General features: G+C 72.2%; 13 protein-coding genes. 8 read left to right on the forward strand and 5 right to left on the reverse strand.

Features of this window, described 5'->3' with window-relative positions:
• Window positions 1-120 precede the first annotated feature (120 nt).
• Entirely contained in the window at window positions 121-3,504 is a 3,384-nt protein-coding gene (locus AB0M82_RS34175) for a TM0106 family RecB-like putative nuclease (protein ID WP_364730950.1), read from the forward strand.
• A 22-nt stretch (window positions 3,505-3,526) separates the two neighbouring features.
• Here the strand turns inward: AB0M82_RS34175 and AB0M82_RS34180 are convergent, their stop codons facing one another.
• Window positions 3,527-4,105, reverse strand: coding sequence for a helix-turn-helix domain-containing protein (locus tag AB0M82_RS34180; RefSeq protein WP_364730952.1), 579 nt, complete (start codon window positions 4,103-4,105; stop codon window positions 3,527-3,529).
• 138 nt (window positions 4,106-4,243) lie between these two features.
• Window positions 4,244-4,396: a hypothetical protein gene (locus AB0M82_RS34185; protein WP_364730954.1), complete on the reverse strand. Its 153-nt coding sequence runs from the start codon at window positions 4,394-4,396 to the stop codon at window positions 4,244-4,246.
• 141 nt (window positions 4,397-4,537) lie between these two features.
• Here AB0M82_RS34185 and AB0M82_RS34190 point away from each other — a divergent pair, with 141 nt between their 5' ends.
• The 3 genes from AB0M82_RS34190 to AB0M82_RS34200 all read left to right on the forward strand — a co-directional run bounded on the left by AB0M82_RS34190 (window position 4,538) and on the right by AB0M82_RS34200 (window position 6,985).
• On the forward strand, window positions 4,538-5,347 hold the full coding sequence (locus AB0M82_RS34190; protein ID WP_364730957.1) for an alpha/beta fold hydrolase: 810 nt from the start codon (window positions 4,538-4,540) through the stop codon (window positions 5,345-5,347).
• A 118-nt stretch (window positions 5,348-5,465) separates the two neighbouring features.
• Window positions 5,466-6,218 (forward strand): SDR family oxidoreductase, encoded by a 753-nt coding sequence (locus AB0M82_RS34195; protein WP_364730960.1) that lies wholly within the window; start codon window positions 5,466-5,468, stop codon window positions 6,216-6,218.
• Window positions 6,215-6,985, forward strand: coding sequence for an SDR family oxidoreductase (locus AB0M82_RS34200; RefSeq protein WP_364730963.1), 771 nt, complete (start codon window positions 6,215-6,217; stop codon window positions 6,983-6,985). Before AB0M82_RS34195 ends, AB0M82_RS34200 begins: the two co-directional genes overlap by 4 nt.
• 18 nt (window positions 6,986-7,003) lie before the next feature.
• Here the strand turns inward: AB0M82_RS34200 and AB0M82_RS34205 are convergent, their stop codons facing one another.
• Both AB0M82_RS34205 and AB0M82_RS34210 read right to left on the reverse strand, forming a co-directional pair.
• Window positions 7,004-7,519 (reverse strand): dihydrofolate reductase family protein, encoded by a 516-nt coding sequence (locus AB0M82_RS34205; protein WP_364730966.1) that lies wholly within the window; start codon window positions 7,517-7,519, stop codon window positions 7,004-7,006.
• 113 nt (window positions 7,520-7,632) lie between these two features.
• A complete protein-coding gene (locus tag AB0M82_RS34210) occupies window positions 7,633-8,457 on the reverse strand; it encodes an enoyl-CoA hydratase-related protein (RefSeq protein WP_364730969.1) in 825 nt (274 codons plus the stop codon).
• A 153-nt stretch (window positions 8,458-8,610) separates the two neighbouring features.
• Between AB0M82_RS34210 and AB0M82_RS34215 the strand changes: the two genes are divergently transcribed.
• A complete protein-coding gene (locus AB0M82_RS34215) occupies window positions 8,611-11,712 on the forward strand; it encodes a glycoside hydrolase family 2 TIM barrel-domain containing protein (protein WP_364730971.1) in 3,102 nt (1,033 codons plus the stop codon).
• A 43-nt stretch (window positions 11,713-11,755) separates the two neighbouring features.
• Here the strand turns inward: AB0M82_RS34215 and AB0M82_RS34220 are convergent, their stop codons facing one another.
• Window positions 11,756-12,595, reverse strand: coding sequence for a hypothetical protein (locus AB0M82_RS34220; RefSeq protein ID WP_364730974.1), 840 nt, complete (start codon window positions 12,593-12,595; stop codon window positions 11,756-11,758).
• Between the two features lie 343 nt (window positions 12,596-12,938).
• On the opposite strand from AB0M82_RS34220, the gene AB0M82_RS34225 reads away from it, so the two are divergent.
• Genes AB0M82_RS34225 through AB0M82_RS34235 form a run of 3 tightly spaced genes read left to right on the forward strand, consistent with a single transcriptional unit; the run spans window position 12,939 to window position 16,221 of the window.
• Entirely contained in the window at window positions 12,939-14,585 is a 1,647-nt protein-coding gene (locus tag AB0M82_RS34225) for an AMP-binding protein (protein ID WP_364730976.1), read from the forward strand.
• Window positions 14,585-15,553: a phosphotriesterase-related protein gene (locus AB0M82_RS34230; RefSeq protein WP_364730979.1), complete on the forward strand. Its 969-nt coding sequence runs from the start codon at window positions 14,585-14,587 to the stop codon at window positions 15,551-15,553. The genes AB0M82_RS34225 and AB0M82_RS34230 overlap by 1 nt, the downstream gene beginning before the upstream one ends.
• Before the next feature lie 41 nt (window positions 15,554-15,594).
• Complete coding sequence (locus tag AB0M82_RS34235; RefSeq protein ID WP_364730981.1) at window positions 15,595-16,221, forward strand: TetR/AcrR family transcriptional regulator; 627 nt, start codon at window positions 15,595-15,597, stop codon at window positions 16,219-16,221.
• Window positions 16,222-16,423 lie beyond the last annotated feature (202 nt).

A 16,423-nucleotide genomic window follows, 5' to 3' on the forward strand; every position in this document is an offset into this window, starting at 1 on the left:
CGGAGCCTAGCGACGGGGTCCGACAAAACCGCGCGCGTCGCCGCGCGGCCGCCCGGCGGTCGGCGTGTCGGGGGCGGGGTGCTCCGGCCCGGGTCTCCCGTCGTGTCAGACTCCGCGGCGATGTACACCCCAGCCGATCTCGCCGACCTGCTCGAATGCGAGCACCGCAGCGTGCTGAACCAGGCGCTGGCCGCGGACCTGCCGGGGGCGCCGCGGCCCGGTTCCGGGCCGGATCCGGCCGAGGTCCGGCGCGCCCGCGCCGCTGCGAAGGCCATGCTCGCCCGGCTCCGCGGTGAAGGACGCGCGGTGGTCGAGATCGATGACGCCGACTCGGTCGCCGCCGCCGAAGCGACGGCGGAGGCGTTGCGGTCGGGAGCGCCGGTGATCCACCGGGCCGTCTTCCGCGACGGCGAGTCCTCGGCGTGCGCGGACTTCCTGATCCGAGACGAAGAAGGCCGCTACGAGGTGTACGACGCGAAGCCGGCGCGCCAGGCGAAGCCCGCCGCGGTGGTGCGGCTGACCGCGTGCGCCGACGCGGTGCGCCGGGCCGGGTGGCCGACCGGGCCGAACCTGCACCTGCGGCTGGACGACGGCAGCACCCGGACGTTGCGGGTCGAGGACTTCCGGCCGCTGGTCGACCGCCTGCGGGCCCGGCTGCGCGGCCGGGCGCCGGGGCTGCCGGCCCGGTTGTGGGCCGACGAACGCCCGGCCTGCGCCGGTTGCGGGTTCGCCCAGCACTGCGCGTCGGCCCGGGAGGCCGACCGCGATCTCTCGCTGGTGGCCGGGATGCGTGGCGACCAGCGCCGCAAGCTGGTCGCCGCCGGGCTGGGCTCGATCGACGCGCTGGCCTCGGCCGCGCCGGGCGACCGGCCGCGGGACCTGTCCGTCACGTCGTTCGCGACCCTGCGCGCCCAGGCCGCGCTCCAGGTGCGGCAGGACGCCACCGGTGAGGTCGCCTACGAGATCGTCGACGCGTGCGCGCTGGCCGGCCTGCCGGCGCCCGCCCCGGGTGACGTCTTCCTCGATCTGGCGGGCGATCCGCACGCGCTGGCGGGCGAGGGGCTGGAGTACCTGTTCGGGGCGCTCACCGCGGAGGGCGACCGGCGGTTCACCCCGTTCTGGGCGCACACCCGGGCCCAGGAGAAGCGGGCGTTCGAGGAGTTCGTCGACTTCGCCACGGCCCGGGTCGCCGAGCACCCCGGCTCGCACGTCTACCACTACGCGCCGTACGAAGTCACCGCGATCAAGCGGCTCGCGGCGGTGCACGGGACCCGCGAGGAGGCCGTCGACCAACTGCTGCGCGGTGGCGCGGTCGTGGACCTGCACGCGGTGGTGCGCAAGGCGTTGCGCGTTTCGCAGCGGTCGTACTCGATCCGGCACCTCGAGCCGCTCTACCAGCCGGGCACCCGTGAAGGCAGCACGAAGACCGCGATGTCGGACGTCGAGGCGTACGAGGAGTACCTGACGCTCGCCCGGTCCGGTGAGCCGGAACGGGCGGCCGAAGTCCTGCGCGGCATCGGGGAGAACACCGAGTACGACTGCGTTTCGGCGCTGCGGTTGTTCGAGTTCCTCCACCAGGTCCGCGCCGAGGCCGGCGTCGAACCGCCGGCGGCCGCCGAGGAATCCGCCGAGGACGCGCTGATCCGCGCGGCCGAAGAGGACGTCGCCGCCGAGCGCCGCGCCGAACGCGCCGCCCAGCTGGCCGCGCTGGTCGACCCGCTGCTCGACGGGCTGCCGGACGACCCGGGTGACTTCACCGGCGACGAGCGGGCCCGCGCGCTGCTGGCGGCGTCGGTCGGCTACCACCGCCGCGAGACGAACCCCTCGTGGTGGGAGTACTTCCGCCGGCTGGCCGCGCCGCTCGGCGATCTCGAAGTCGACACCGCCTGCGCCGTCCCGGTGTCGCTCGAAGCGGGGGAGTGGGTGCCGCCGGCCGGCCGGGTCCGCACCGCGAAGCGCACGTTGCTCGTCACGTGCGACCCGGACCACCCGCACCCGTTCGCGCCGGGTGACGACGTGCGGCTGCGCTACGGCGCGACCGCCCGCGACGCCAAGGTCGTCGCCGCTTCCGCCGTGGAACTCACCTTGGCGGAGAGCTGCCCGCCGGACGCCACCACCGCCGACCGGCCGGTCGCGATCCTGCCCGGCAGCCCGGTGCGGCCCTCGCCCAAGGACGAGGCGGTGGCCGATCTCGCCCGCCTGGTCGTCGACGCGCTGCCGGTGCTGCCGCGGCATCCCGGCGTCGACCTGCTCCGCCGGACGCCCCCGCGGCTGCGGGGTGGCGCCGCGCTGCCGGAACCGGGGGAGGACCTGGTCGCCACGGTGATCGACGCGGTCGAGGCGCTCGACGGCTCGGCCCTCGCGGTGCAGGGCCCGCCGGGCGCGGGCAAGACGTACCTCGCCGGGAAGCTGATCGCCCGCCTGGTCCGCGCCGGGCGGACCGTCGCGGTCACCTCCACCAGTCACAAGGCCGTGGAGAACGTGTTGAGCGCGGCGAAGAAGACCGCGCCGGAGCTGCCGTGCGCCAAGCGGGCGAAGAAAACCCCGGACCCGGCGGCGCCGTGGGAACAGCCGAAGAGCAACCCGGCGCTGGTGAAGTGGCGGGAAGAGCACGACACCGGGCACCTGGTCGGCGGGACGGCGTGGACGTTCGCCAACGCCGCGATCCGCGAGGAGCCCTTCGACCTGCTGATCATCGACGAGGCGGGCCAGTTCGCCCTCGCCGACGCGCTCGCGGTGTCGATGTGCGCCAAGAACGTCCTGCTGCTGGGCGATCCGCAGCAGTTGCCCCAGGTGGTGCAGGGCACGCACCCGGCGGGCGCGGAGGCGTCGGCGCTGGGGCACCTGATCGGCGAGGCCGACATCATGCCGCCGGAGCTCGGCTACTTCCTGGACGAGACGCGGCGCATGCACCCGGCCGTGTGTGAACCGGTGTCGAAGCTGTCCTACGCGGGGCGCCTGCACGCCCACCCCTCGGCCGCCGGCCGGGCGATCGAAGGCGTCGCCGCGGGCCTGTACCTGGCCGAGGTCGACCACCACGGCAACACGACCCGCTCGGTGGAGGAAGCCGACGCGGTCGTCCGCATCGTGTCCGATGTGCACGGTCGCCTGTGGACGGACGGCGGCCCGGCCCGGCCGCTCGGCGACGCCGACATCGTCGTCGTCGCGCCGTACAACCTGCAGGCTCGGACGGTGAGCCGGGCGCTGGAGGCGGCCGGGTTCCCCGGCGTCCGGGTGGGCACGGTCGACCGGTTCCAGGGTCAGGAAGCCCCGGTCGTGCTCACGACGATGACGTCGTCGTCGGCGGTCGACCTGCCCCGCGGGCTCGACTTCCTGTTGTCCCGCAACCGGCTCAACGTCGCCCTCTCGCGGGCGCAGGCACTGGCGATCCTCGTGTGCTCGCCCCGGCTCGTCGAGGCCGACATCCGGACGGTGGCGGAGATGCGGCTGGTCGCGGGCATGATCGGCCTGATGACCGGAGCGGCGCCCTGGCCAACGCGGTAGCCGCGGCGTCAGGGCACGCGGCTCATGGCCCGGTAGAGGTCGGCGGAAGGCGGTGAGCCGGGCATCGGCGGGAGCGGGGCGCCGGGCGTGGCGAAGGCGCGGAGCAGCTGGCCGATGAGCCGGCGCCAGGTGCCGGGTGCGGCGTCGCCGGTGGCGGCGATGACGCCGGCGTTGCCATGAGCAGGATGACGAGGTCTTCGGAGGTGAAGTCGGCCCGGAGGTGGCCGGTGGCCTTGGCGCGGCTGATGAGTTCCAGGAAGCCCCGGTAGGACTCGGTCCGGCGGGCTTCGGCGGCCGTCGCGCCGGGAAAGCTCACGGTGAGCACGGCGGCGAAGCCGCGGTCGGCGGCTTGCATCCCGCAGATGGTCTCGACGTAGTGCGTGAAGCCGTGCCAGGGGTCGGGGTCGCCGAGCGCCGCTTTCGTGGCCGCGGCGTAGGCCTCCATCCGGTCGGTGAAGACGGCGTTGACGAGCTCGTCACGAGTGGCGAAGCGGCGGGAGAGGGTCGCCTTGCCGACGCCGGCCTCGCGGGCCACCGACGCCATCGAAACCTCCAGGCCTTCGCTGGCGTAGAGGCGGCGGGCCGCTCGTGAGTGGAGCATCGAGGCGCCGCTCAAGAGCTGAGCGGCGTAGCGGAAATCCCCCCTCCGAGTGAAAACCCCAATGTGGCGTTGGGTGCGTTGGATGCACCGAATGCCACATTGGGTGCGTTGGACGCACCCAACGCCACATTGGGGCGCTTACCGGGCCACTCGCTCGTCCGTGCCCGGCACCTTGGCCGTGGTGATGGCGATGCGGTTCCCCGTGTCGATGCTGAAGATCAGCGGGAGCAACTGGGCCAGTTCCGCCTCGCCGAACTCCCTGAGAGCCCGGGCGTAGACGTCATCCGGCACGCCGCCGTCGGCAATCAGCGTGACCGCTTCCGTGAAGGCCAGTTGCGGCCTGTTCCTTCTCGCTGAAGAAGTTCGCCGCTTCCGGCCAGATCGCGACCATGTCGTTTCCCGCGGGGGATACTCGCGGGGTGGAGGTCACGCTTGACTAGGACCGTGGTCGTGCGAGTCATGCTGGTGGCCGTGCTGGTCGTGGTCCTCGTGCTCGCCGCCGTCTGGGCCGTCCAGCGGCGGCTGATCTACCTGCCGGATCCCGCGCCGGTGCCCGCGGCCGCGAGCGTGCTGCCCGGCGCCGAAGACGTCCGCCTCCGCACCGCCGACGGGCTCGAGCTGGGCGCCTGGTTCGTCCGCCCGCCGGGACGGGCGCCGACGGCGGCGGTGCTGGTGGCGAACGGCAACGGCGGCAACCGGGCCGGGCGGGCCCCGCTGGCCGCGAAGCTCGCGGAGGCGGGGTTGGCCGTGCTGGTGTTCGACTACCGGGGATACGGCGGCAACCCGGGCGATCCCAGCGAAGCCGGCCTGGCGCTCGACGTCCGCGCGGCCTACCGCTTCCTGACCGAACGGACCCCGCCGGGGCGCGTCGTCTTCTACGGGGAAAGCCTCGGCTGCGCCGTCGTGACGGAGCTGGCGCTCGAACACCCGCCCGCCGGGCTGCTCCTGCGGTCCCCGTTCGTGGACCTCGCCGCGGTGGGCGCGGAGGTCTACCCGTACCTGCCGGTGCGCCTGCTGCTGCGCGACCGGTTCCCGGTCAAGGAGCAGGTCGCGCGCCTGCGGGTGCCGACCGTGGTGGTCCTCGGGAGCCGGGACTCGATCGTCCCGCCCGCCCAGAGCCGCGAGGTGGCGGCCGCCGCGTCCGCCCGGCTGGTGGAGATCCCCGGCGCCGACCACAACGACCCGGTGCTGCTCGAAGGGCGGGAGCTGGTCGAGGCGGTGACGTCGCTGGTTCCGCGCTGAGCACGCTCGTCCGGTGTGACGTGGGTCGTCCTTGAGACCCTGGCCGGATCGCGCATAATGGCCACTGACCGACTGCTTGGTATGTGCCGGGCACCACACCCGAAGGAGACACACTGCCGTGAACTCGTTCAAGGATCGCGTCGCGATCGTCACCGGGGCCAGCCGGGGCATCGGCCTCGGGATCGCGAAGACGCTCGTCGAGCGCGGCGCCAAGGTGTGCCTCACCGCGCGCAAGCCCGAGGCCCTCGAGGAGGCCGTCAACTCGCTCGGCGGCCCCGACGTCGCCATGTTCGTGGCCGGCAAGGCCGACGACACCGACCACCAGGACGAGACGGTCGCCAAGACGATCGAGACCTTCGGCAGGCTCGACTACCTCGTCAACAACACCGGCATCAACCCCGCCTACGGCCCGGCGCTGGACATCGACCCGGCCGCCGCGGCCAAGATCCTCGCCGTGAACGTGCTCGCGCCGCTGGCCTGGACCAAGCGCGCCCGCGACGCGTGGATGGGCGAGCACGGCGGCGCCGTCGTCAACGTCGCCTCCGTCGCCGGCCTCGGCGCGTCGCCCGGCATCGGGATGTACGGCGTCAGCAAGGCCGCGCTGATCCGGCTGACCGTCGAGCTCGGCGCCGAGCTGGGGCCGAAGATCCGGGTCAACGCCGTCGCCCCGGCCGTGGTCAAGACGAAGTTCGCGACCGCGCTGTACGAGGGCCGCGAGGAGGAGGTCGCCTCGGCGTACCCGATGAAGCGGCTCGGCCTGCCGTCCGACATCGCGGGGGCGGTCGCGTTCCTGCTGTCCGACGACGCCGGCTGGATCACCGGGCAGACCGTGGTGCTCGACGGCGGCGTGACCCTCGGGGGTGGCCTGTGACCGGCGTCGTCGTCACCGGGGGCGGCGGCGGCATCGGGGCCGCGCTGGCCCGCCGCTTCGCCGCCGACGGTGCCCAGGTCGTCGTGGCCGACCTCGACGGCGACAAGGCCGCCGAGGTGGCGGCCGAGGTCGGCGGGACGGCGTTCACGGGCGACGTCGCCAGCCCCGAAGGCGTCGCGAAGCTGGTCGAGAGCGCGCGGGGGACGCTCGGCGAGATCGACGTCTTCTGCGCGAACGCGGGAATCGCGCCCTTCGGCGGCGCGGAAAGCCCCGAGGAGGTCTGGGCGCGCACCTGGGACGTCAATGTCATGGCGCACGTCCGCGCGGCGAACCTGCTGCTGCCCGCGTGGCTCGAGCGCGGCAAGGGGCACTTCGTCGCGACGGTCTCCGCGGCCGGGCTGCTGACCAGCCTCGGGTCCGCGCCGTACTCGGTGACCAAGCACGGCGCGCTGGCGTTCGCCGAGTGGCTGTCGGCGACCTACCGGCACCGGGGCCTCACCGTGCAGGCGATCTGCCCGCAGGGCGTGCGCACCGCGATGCTGGAGAGCGCCGGCGCCGCGGGCGAGCTGCTGATGGGCGCGTCGGCGATCGAGCCGGAGCAGGTGGCCGACGCGCTGTTCACGGCGATCGAGGAGAAGCGGTTCCTGGTGCTGCCGCACCCCGAGGTCGCGGGCTACTACGCGGCGCGGGCCGCCGAGCCCGACCGCTGGCTCGGCGGGATGAACAAGCTGCAGCGAAAGGTCGAAGAGGCCCTCGGGCCGCAGTGAGCCGGCCGTCGGCGGCGCCTACCGGAGCACCCGGTACCAGTGCGGGCGCAGGCGCTCGAGCCTGATCGCGGTGCCGCCGGGGCGGTCGAACATCCGGACCCCGTCACCGAGGAGCACCGGGACGGGTAGCGCGAGGATCTCGTCGAGGAGACCGGCTTCGAGGCACTGCCGGGCGACGTCGGCGCCGAGGACGTTGACGTACTTTTCGCCCGCGGCTTCCTTCGCCCCCGTGACGGCCTCGGCCAGGTCGCCGACGAAGGTGACGCCCGGCACCGGGGCCGGGGCGTGGTGGGTGAGCACGAACTGTGGGCCCTCCCAGCCGCCGCCGAAGGCCTTGCCCTCGGCTTCGGTGCCGCGGTGGGGGTCGTCGCCCCCGAACGTCCGGCGGCCGACGAGCAGGGCGCCGATCCGCGGGATCAGCTCGTCGACCACCGGATCGGGGCCGAGGTACGGGGTCAGCCAGGACATGTCGCCGCCGGGCCCGGCGACGAACCCGTCGAGTGAGGCGCTGAAGGCGTAGAGCAGCTTGGCCATCGGACCTGCTTTCCGTCGAGTGCCGGGAACATCCGTACCGACTCCCTGGGCCGCCGAAACTCATCGGTCCTGCCGCGGCCGTCGTGAGTGGGAAACAGGGTCACCACAGTTTCTCACTCACGAGGCGGGAAGCGCGGCGGACGGCGTTCGTTCCAGCTGGCCAGGCCCTCGGCCAGCTCCGGACGGCCGAACGACGCCAGCATCAACGCCGTCGCCTCCCGCGCGGCGTCTTCCAGGGAAAGCGCTGTCTCGCGCGTGAACTGCTCCTTCATCACCGCCATCGAGCGCGGCGCGCTGTAGGTCGCCAGCTCGGTCGCGTAGGCGTGCGCGCGCAGCCGGAGTTCTCCGGCCGGGACCACCTCCTGGACCAGGCCGTAGTCCAGCGCCTGCTCCGCGGTGAACGTCCGGCCGGACAGCAGCAGGTCGCGGGCCCGGCCCTGGCCGACGAGCTCCGGCAGCAGCTTCGCGACGCCGTATTCGGCGATCAGGCCCCGACGGGCGAACGCCGTGGTGAACCGGGCGCCCGCCGCGGCGAAGCGGACGTCCGCCGAGCAGGCGATGACGAACCCCAGCCCGGCGCAGCCGCCGTTGACCGCCGCGACCACGGGGACGCCCACCGAGACCGCCGCCAGGACGTCGCGGAAGTTCTCGTGCCCGCCACCCGTGGCCGGCGGAGCCGCGGCGATGGAGTCGAGCAACCCCAGGTCGGCGCCGGGGCAGAAGGCCTTGCCCGCGCCCGTGACGACGACCGCGCGGACCCGCGGATCGGCGTCGGCCCGCCGCAGCAGCGCCCCGTACCGGGCCTGCATCGGCACGTCCATCGCGTTGGCGCGGTCCGGTTTGTCGAACGTGCAGGTGGCGACCGCGCCGTCCACCGCGTACCGCACACCATCCACAGTGGACTCCGTCATGGCCGCCTCCTCGGGGTCGGTCGTCATGCTAAGCGGTCGCTTGGCGATCCGCCAGGTGCTACGCGCGGCAGCGGATCCGGTTCGAAAATGTCGAAGCCTTTGATCGACCGGAAACCCTTGTGCAATAGTGCTTTCCGCGCCCGCGAGCACCCCGCTCCGCCGCCGGAAGGGATATTTCCGATGCCGAATTCTCCCACGTCCGAACCGGAGCAGAGGGGTCCCAGCAGACGGCTGGTACTCGGCGGGGTCGGCGCCGCCGTGGTCACGTCGGCGTTCGCGCCGGTCGCCAGGGCCGCCGGCACGCTCACCCGGCCGGAGGTCGCGGTCGGCGGCCGGACCACCGACTTCGGCACCGGCTGGCGGTTCGTCCTCGCGAACGCCGACGACGTCACGGATCCGGGCGGCCGCTACGACCGCGCGCCCGAGCCCGCCTTCGACGACTCGGCGTGGCAGGTCGTCGACCTCCCGCACGACTGGAGCATCGAACTCCCGCCGGTCGACCGGGGGAGCACGGGCAGCGGGTCCGGGTTCTTCCGCGGCGGCCTCGGCTGGTACCGCAAGACGTTCACCCTGCCGCCGTCGCTCGCCGGCAAACGCGTCTCGATCGAGTTCGACGGCGTCTACTCGGACGCGCACGTGTACCTGAACGGCGAACTGCTGGGCAACCACCCGTACGCCTACACCGGTTTCGCCTTCGACCTCACCGGACGGCTGCACACCGACGGCCGGACCCCGGACGTCCTCGCCGTGCGGGCGGTCAACCCGCTGCCCAGCAGCCGCTGGTACTCCGGCAGCGGGATCTACCGCCGCGTCCGGCTGGTCGTCACCGAGCCGGTGCACGTCGCCCGGCACGGCACCTTCGTCACCACCCCCGACGTCGCCACGGGCGGCGGCAGCGCTCGGGTGGCCACCGAAGTCGCGAACGACTCCGCCGCCCCGGTGACGGCCGAGGTGCGCACGACGGTCACCGACCCGGCGGGCCGCGTGGCGGCGAAGAGCGCGACGACCGTGACCGTGGCCGCCGGACGGACGGCCACGGCGGTCACCACCCAGAGCGTCAGCCGCCCCCAGCTGTGGTCGGTCGGCGCGCCCCGGCTGTACCGGCTGCGCACGGACGTCGTCGTGGGCGGCCGCGTGCTCGACACGACCACCACGGACTTCGGCTTCCGGTACACCGAATTCCACCCGGACCACGGGTTCTCGCTCAACGGCGAGCCGATGAAGCTGCGCGGGGTCAACCTGCACTCGAGCCAGGGCGCGCTCGGCGCGGTGATCGACCCCGCCGCGCTGGAGCACCAGATGCGGCTGATGCTCGCGATGGGCGTCAACGCGCTGCGGACCGCGCACAACCCGCCCGACCCGCAGCTGGTGACCGTCTGCGAACGGCTCGGGATCCTGATGATGGTCGAGGCGTTCGACTGCTGGCGGACCGGCAAGGTCGAGTACGACTACCACCGGGACTTCGACGCGTGGGGCGAACGCGACATCGCCGAAATGGTCCACGCGGCCAAGAACTCGCCGTCGGTCGTGCTCTGGTCGATCGGCAACGAGGTCCCGGACGCGTCGATGGCGGCCGGCCCGGCCATCGCGGCGAAACTGATCGCCGTGGTCCGGGGGATCGACCCGACCCGGCCGGTCATCATGGGCACGGACCGCTACCGCAGCGTGCCTTCGCCGGGCTCGCCCCAGGACCTGATCCTCCGGCAGCTCGACGGCCTCGGCGTCAACTACAACACCGCCCAGTCGATCGACGGGCTGCACGCGAAGTACCCGGACAAGTTCTTCTTCGAGTCGGAGTCGTCGTCGGAGACCTCGACGCGCGGGGTGTACCAGGACCCGGACCTGCTCAACACGGGGGAGAACCACACGCCGGGCAAGCGGGCGACGTCGTCCTACGACAACAACCTGGCCTCGTGGACGTTCAGCGGCGAGTACTCGCTGAAGAAGGACCGCGACCGGAAGTTCTGCCTCGGCCAGTTCCTGTGGGCCGGCCAGGACTACATCGGCGAGCCGACGCCGTACGACGTCTTCCCTGTCAAGACGTCCTTCTTCGGCGCGGTCGACAGCGCCGGCCTGCCCAAGGACGCCTTCCACCTGTTCCGCAGCCAGTGGACCACCGCGCCGATGGTGCACCTGACCCCGATGGACTGGACGAACCACCGGCCCGGCGAACCCGTCGCGGTCTGGGTCTACTCCACTGTGGACACCGTCGAGCTGGTCCTCAACGGGAAGTCGCTGGGGGTGAAGAAGTTCGACCACAAGACCACAGTGGACGGACGGCCGTACCTGGAGACCACCGAACCGGCGGGGGACGACAAGAACGACCCCTCCGGCAGTTACACCAGCCCGAACGGCAGTGCCGGCAAGCTGCACCTGACCTGGAGCGTGCCCTTCGAGCCGGGCACGCTGACCGCGATCGCCCGCTCGGGCGGCCGTGAGGTGGCCCGCGACCAGCTCGTCACGGCCGGGCCGCCGCGCGCGGTCGAGCTCACCACGGAATCCCGCGGCGACGCGGTGGTGGCCGGCGCGATGACGTTCGTGACCGCTTCCGTCGTGGACGCCCGCGGCGTCGTCGTGCCCGGCGCCGAGCCGGAGCTGCGGTTCGCCGTCCGCGGCCCGGGGCGGGTCGCCGGCGTGGACAACGGGCGGCAGGAACTCGCCCAGAGCTACCAGCAGCCGACCATCCCGGCGTTCCGCGGCCAGGCCGTCGCCGTGATCGCGGCGACCGGCGGCCGGGGCCCGATCACCGTGACGGCGAGCGCGCCGGGACTGGCGCCGGGGAAGGTCACCGTGCCGGGCACGAACCTCGGGCAGCGCCACGGCCCGGGAGCGCGGGCTGTCGACGTGACCCCGAGCCAGGCCTTCACCGCGGTGGACGCGAGTTACTCGGGGGCGCCGAACACGCTGCCGTCGGCGATGCTGGACGGCGACCCGGCGACCGGCTGGTCGAACTTCTACGTCAAGCAGGCGACCGCGACGCTGAAGGCGGTGAGCCGGCCGCGCGCGCAGGACTGGGTCTCGCTCGCTTGGCCGACGTCGCGACGGCTGGGCACCGTCACAGCGAACTTCGTCGTGGACAAGACGCTGGTGCTCCCGGCCGCCGTCGAAGTCGCCCACCGCACCGCCCGGGGCTTCGAACCGGTGCGGAACCTGAAGATCACGTGGGGGACCGGGTCGAACGACCCGACGACGTTCTCGTTCGACCCGGTCACCACCACGGAGGTGCGGGTCACGATGACCGCGAAGGGATTCCTGCGGATCAGCGCCCTCTCGGCCGGCTGACCCGCGGGCCCGGCGAGGCGCACCCCTCGCCGGGCCCCGGAGGTCACCGGGAGCAGGGAGCGAGCGCGTCGAGGCCCTGCGGCTTCGCGGCGTTGCGGCCGATGGCGGTCGCGATCCGGTTGATCGTCGCCACGCGCTTGTCCTCGAGCGGGCCGAGGATGGCGTTCTGCACGAAGTTGGCGCCGCCCTGGCCGGCGCTGGTAACGAGCCGGTTGTTGGCCTCGGCGATCTGGGTGTCCAGCAGTTCGAGGTTGCGCTGGACCTCCGCCTGGGCCTGGGCGGGAATGGCCGGGAGCTGGCTTTCCACGTCGGGGCAGCTGATCTGCCCGGCGTTGCCCGCGTTCCCGTTCTGGCCCGCGTTGCCGGTGTTGCCCGTGTTTCCGCTGCTCTGGGCCGGGTTCTGAGCCGGTGCCGGCGCGCCGGCACCCGCGCCGGACTGCCCGCCGACGGAGCACGCCGCCAGGCCGCCGAGGCCCTGGGGCTTCTCACCCTGACGGCCGATGGCGATCGCGATCCGGTCGATGGTGGATTCGCGTTTGCCCTGGAGCGGGCCGAGGATGGCGTTCTGCACGAAGTTGGGGCCGCCCTGCCCGACGCTGGTGGCGAGGCGGTTGTTGGCTTCGCTGATCTGGGTGTTCAGCAAGGTGAGGTTGCGTTGCACCTCGGCTTGGGCCTGGGCGGGGATCGCCGGGAGCTTGCTCGCCACGTCGGGGCAGCTGATCTGTCCGGCCGCCGCTTGGCCGCCGGAAGCAGCGTTGGCGGCGCCGGGGTCGCCGACGGTCGTGGCGATCACCAGTGCGCCGCCCGCGATCGCGAGGGCGAACGCCGCCGTCGCGATCTTCGTCCGCCGGGATAGGCGGTGTCGTCCACCGGTAGCAGGCATGAATGACTCCGTTTTCGTGAATGAGTTAGCGTGAACATATGGGTACTCCGCCGCGTTCGGGGGATGCGGCGGAGTTTCCGGATGGGGCGGCCCCAGGAGGGTCGCCGCTGTCATCGTGACCTCTCTGCCAGGGGTTTGTCCAGTGTTATCCGGTCCGAAAAGTACATCTGAACCATTTCGAACCGGGGTACGTGTACTGCGGTGAAGGGTGTCGTCTGACTGCATTGTTTGGGCGCGCCGGAATTGTCGTGGGCAATTCTTGCCACGTAGTGGGACTTGACGCGGCAGCTGTGGCCTCCTAGCGTCGGCATACCGACTGGTCGGTGTGCAAGGAGGCCGCTGGATGAGCTGGTACGACGCGAAGCCCTGGCTCGCGAGCTACGACGAACGGGCGCGGGCCGCGGGACCGGCGAAGCCGACGACGCTGCCGGAGACGTTCCGCCGCGCCGCGGACCACGTCCCCGACCGGGCGGCGATCGCGTACTTCGACGCGCGGCTGAGCTACCGCGAGGTCGACGAGCTCTCCGACGGCATCGCCCGGTACCTGCTCGCGCACGGCTTCACCCGCGGCGACCGGCTCGCACTGGTGCTGCAGAACATCCCGCAGTTCGTGCTGGCGCTGCTGGGCGCGTGGAAGGCGGGCGGGATCGTGGTGCCGGTCAACCCGATGTACCGCGACCGCGAGCTCACCCACGTGCTCACCGACGCCGGCGTCAAGGCGATCGTCTGCTCGCAGCGGGGCTGGAACGACTACATCGGCGAGACGGCCGCCGGCGTGGACATCAAGCTCACCACCAGCGAGCTGGAGTTCCAGACGCGCGACGACGAACGCGTGCTCGGCAAGGTCGTCCGGGAGGAGACCCCGGGCGCCGTGGAACTCCTCGAAGCCGCCGCCACCCCGGGCCCGAAGCCCCCGGAACCCGGCTTCGCCCTCGGCGACACCGCTCTGATCAGCTACACCTCCGGTACCAGCGGCACGCCGAAGGGCGCCACCAACACCCACGGCAACGTCGGCACCAACGCCGCCGGCCTCGCTGCCTTCAGCGGCCTTCCCGCCGGTTCGACGCTCTTCGGGCTCGCGCCGCTGTTCCACATCACCGGCATGGTCTGCGAAATCGGCTCCGCGATCGACATCGAGGGCACGCTCGCCCTGGCCTACCGCTTCGAACCCGGCGTCGTGCTCGACGCCTTCCTCGAACACAAGCCGTCGTACACGGTCGGGCCGTCCACGGCCTACATGGCGCTCATGGCCCACCCGTCCTTCAGCCGGGAACACTTCGCGTCGTTCGCCCGGCTCTACTCCGGCGGCGCCGCGCTGCCCCCCGCCGTCGTCGAGGCCTTCCGCGCGAAGACCGGGCACTACATCCACAACGGCTACGGCCTGACCGAGACCACGGCCGGCTGCGTCGTCGTGCCGGGCACCCTCGAAGCCCCGATCGACCCGGCGTCGGGCACCATCTCGATCGGGCTGCCGGTGCCGGACACGATCGTCCGGATCCTCGGGGAGAACGGCGAAGAGCTGCCGCCTGGGCAGGCAGGGGAGATCGCCGTCGAAGGCCCGATGGTCGTCTCCGGCTACTGGAACCGCCCGGACGCCACAGCCGAGGCGCTGCCCGGCGGGCGGCTGCTCACCGGCGACATCGGGTTCATGGACGAACGCGGCTGGGTCTACGTCGTCGACCGCAAGAAGGACATGATCAACGCGTCCGGCTTCAAGGTCTGGCCGCGCGAGGTCGAAGACGTCCTCTACACGCATCCGGCGGTCCGCGAAGCCGCCGTCGTCGGGATCGCCGACGAATACCGCGGCGAGACGGTAAAGGCGTACGTCAGCCCGGCGCCGGGCGCGACCGCGGACCCGGGGGAGCTGGTGGCCTGGTGCAAGGAACGGCTCGCCGCCTACAAGTACCCGCGCGCCATCGAAGTGCTCGACGAGCTGCCGAAGACCACGAGCGGCAAGATCCTGCGCCGTGAACTGCGAGCGAGGGGCTGATGGTCGAGACCGTCCGTGGCGCGATCGCGCCGGAAGCGCTGGGCCGGGTGCTCATGCACGAGCACCTCTTCGTGCTCAGTCCCGAATTCGCCGCCAACTACCCCGAGCACGAAGGGTTCCGGGAGGACGAGCACGTCCCCGAGGCGATCCGGCGCCTGAAGGAGCTGAAGGACGCCGGGATCGACACGATCGTCGACCCGACGGTGATCGGGCTCGGCCGCTACGTCCCGCGCGTGCAGCGGGTCGCCGCCGAGGTCGAGGTCAACATCGTCGTCGCGACCGGGCTCTACACCTACAACGACGTCCCGCACTACCTGCACTTCCGCGGGCCCGGCACGCTGCTGCAGGGCGAGGACCCGCTCGTCGCGATGTTCGTCGGCGACCTGCGCGACGGCATCGCCGGCACCGGCGTCAAGGCCGGGCTGCTCAAGTGCGCCACGGACGAACCCGGTGTGACGCCCGGCGTCGAGCGCGTGCTGCGCGCGGTCGCCAAGGCGCACGTCGAAACCGGCGCGCCGATCATGACGCACACGCACGCGGGCACACGGCGCGGGCTGGAGCAGCAGGCGATCTTCGAGGCCGAGGGCGTCGACCTGAGCCGGGTGCTGATCGGGCACTCGGGCGACTCGACGGACCTCGGGTACCTGACCGAGCTCGCCGACCGCGGGTCGCTCCTCGGCATGGACCGGTTCGGCCTCGACCTGCTGCTGCCGTTCGAGGAGCGGGTCGCCACCGTCGCCGCGCTGTGCGAACGCGGCTACGCGGGCAGCATGGTGCTCTCGCACGACGCCTCCTGCTACATCGACTGGCTGCCCGCCGAGCAGCTGCCGTCGATCGCGCCCAACTGGCACTACCTGCACATCACCCGGGACGTGCTGCCCGCGCTGCGCGAGCGCGGGGTGTCCGAAACGGACATCACGACGATGCTCGTCGACAACCCACGGCGGTTCCTGGCCTGGCGGCCGTGAGCCGTTATCCTGTGCGTTCGACTTGAGGAGGGGGTCTTGCCGTGACGCGAGCAAGCGCCCGTAAGCCGGGCGAGGTCACCGGCGACGACCAGGCCGCCGTGCCCCGGCGGCTGCTGGAGCACGCCACGAAGCTGTTCGCGAAGAAGGGCTTCGACCGCACGTCGGTCCAGGAGATCGTCGAGGCCGCGGGCGTCACCAAGGGCGCGATGTACCACTACTTCGGTTCGAAGGACGACCTGCTCTACGAGATCTACGCCCGCGTCCTGCGCGAGCAGACCCGGCAGCTGGAAAGCGTCGCCTCTTCGGACGCTCCGCTGCGGGAGCGCCTCGCCGCCGCGGCGTCCGACGTCGTGGTGTCCAGCATCGACAACCTCGACGACAACACGATCTTCCTGCAGTCGATGCACCAGCTGTCCCCGGACAAGCAGAAGGCGGTGCGCGCCGAGCGCCGCAAGTACCACGAGCGTTTCCGCGGCCTGGTCGAAGAGGGCCAGGCGTCGGGGGAGTTCCGCACGGACAAGCCGGCGGACGTCGTCGTGGACTTCTTCTTCGGCGCGGTGCACCACCTCGGTTCGTGGTACCGCCGCGGCGGCTCGCTGACGGCGCGCCAGATCGGCGACCACTACGCGGACCTGCTCCTGGACGCGCTGCGCCCGCCGGCCGGCTAGTGCCGCGCGTCCAAGGTTCGTTGACGGGGCCCGGGGTTGCGCCCCAATGTGGCGTTGGGTGCGTTGGATGCACCGAACGCCCAAGGCCGGGTAGTTAAGGATTCCTCTGCCGCGCAAGCGGTCAAGGAAAGGCCGTGAATGTCGCATTGAGGGACTCTATGTCCCTCAATGCGACATTCACCGCCGTTTGCGAGCACCGGTA

The organism is Amycolatopsis sp. NPDC051128 (assembly GCF_040682715.1).
In the GTDB taxonomy this organism is placed as follows: domain Bacteria; phylum Actinomycetota; class Actinomycetes; order Mycobacteriales; family Pseudonocardiaceae; genus Amycolatopsis.

What these genes read in the sequence shown, in the direction of transcription:
- AB0M82_RS34230 (WP_364730979.1), top strand. Translation starts at nt 14,585, where the DNA reads ATGGTCGAGACCGTCCGTGGCGCGATCGCGCCGGAAGCGCTGGGCCGG.
- AB0M82_RS34220 (WP_364730974.1), bottom strand. Translation starts at nt 12,595, where the DNA reads ATGCCTGCTACCGGTGGACGACACCGCCTATCCCGGCGGACGAAGATC.
- AB0M82_RS34175 (WP_364730950.1), top strand. Translation starts at nt 121, where the DNA reads ATGTACACCCCAGCCGATCTCGCCGACCTGCTCGAATGCGAGCACCGC.
- AB0M82_RS34210 (WP_364730969.1), bottom strand. Translation starts at nt 8,457, where the DNA reads ATGACGACCGACCCCGAGGAGGCGGCCATGACGGAGTCCACTGTGGAT.
- AB0M82_RS34215 (WP_364730971.1), top strand. Translation starts at nt 8,611, where the DNA reads ATGCCGAATTCTCCCACGTCCGAACCGGAGCAGAGGGGTCCCAGCAGA.
- AB0M82_RS34225 (WP_364730976.1), top strand. Translation starts at nt 12,939, where the DNA reads ATGAGCTGGTACGACGCGAAGCCCTGGCTCGCGAGCTACGACGAACGG.
- AB0M82_RS34205 (WP_364730966.1), bottom strand. Translation starts at nt 7,519, where the DNA reads ATGGCCAAGCTGCTCTACGCCTTCAGCGCCTCACTCGACGGGTTCGTC.
- AB0M82_RS34180 (WP_364730952.1), bottom strand. Translation starts at nt 4,105, where the DNA reads ATGCTCCACTCACGAGCGGCCCGCCGCCTCTACGCCAGCGAAGGCCTG.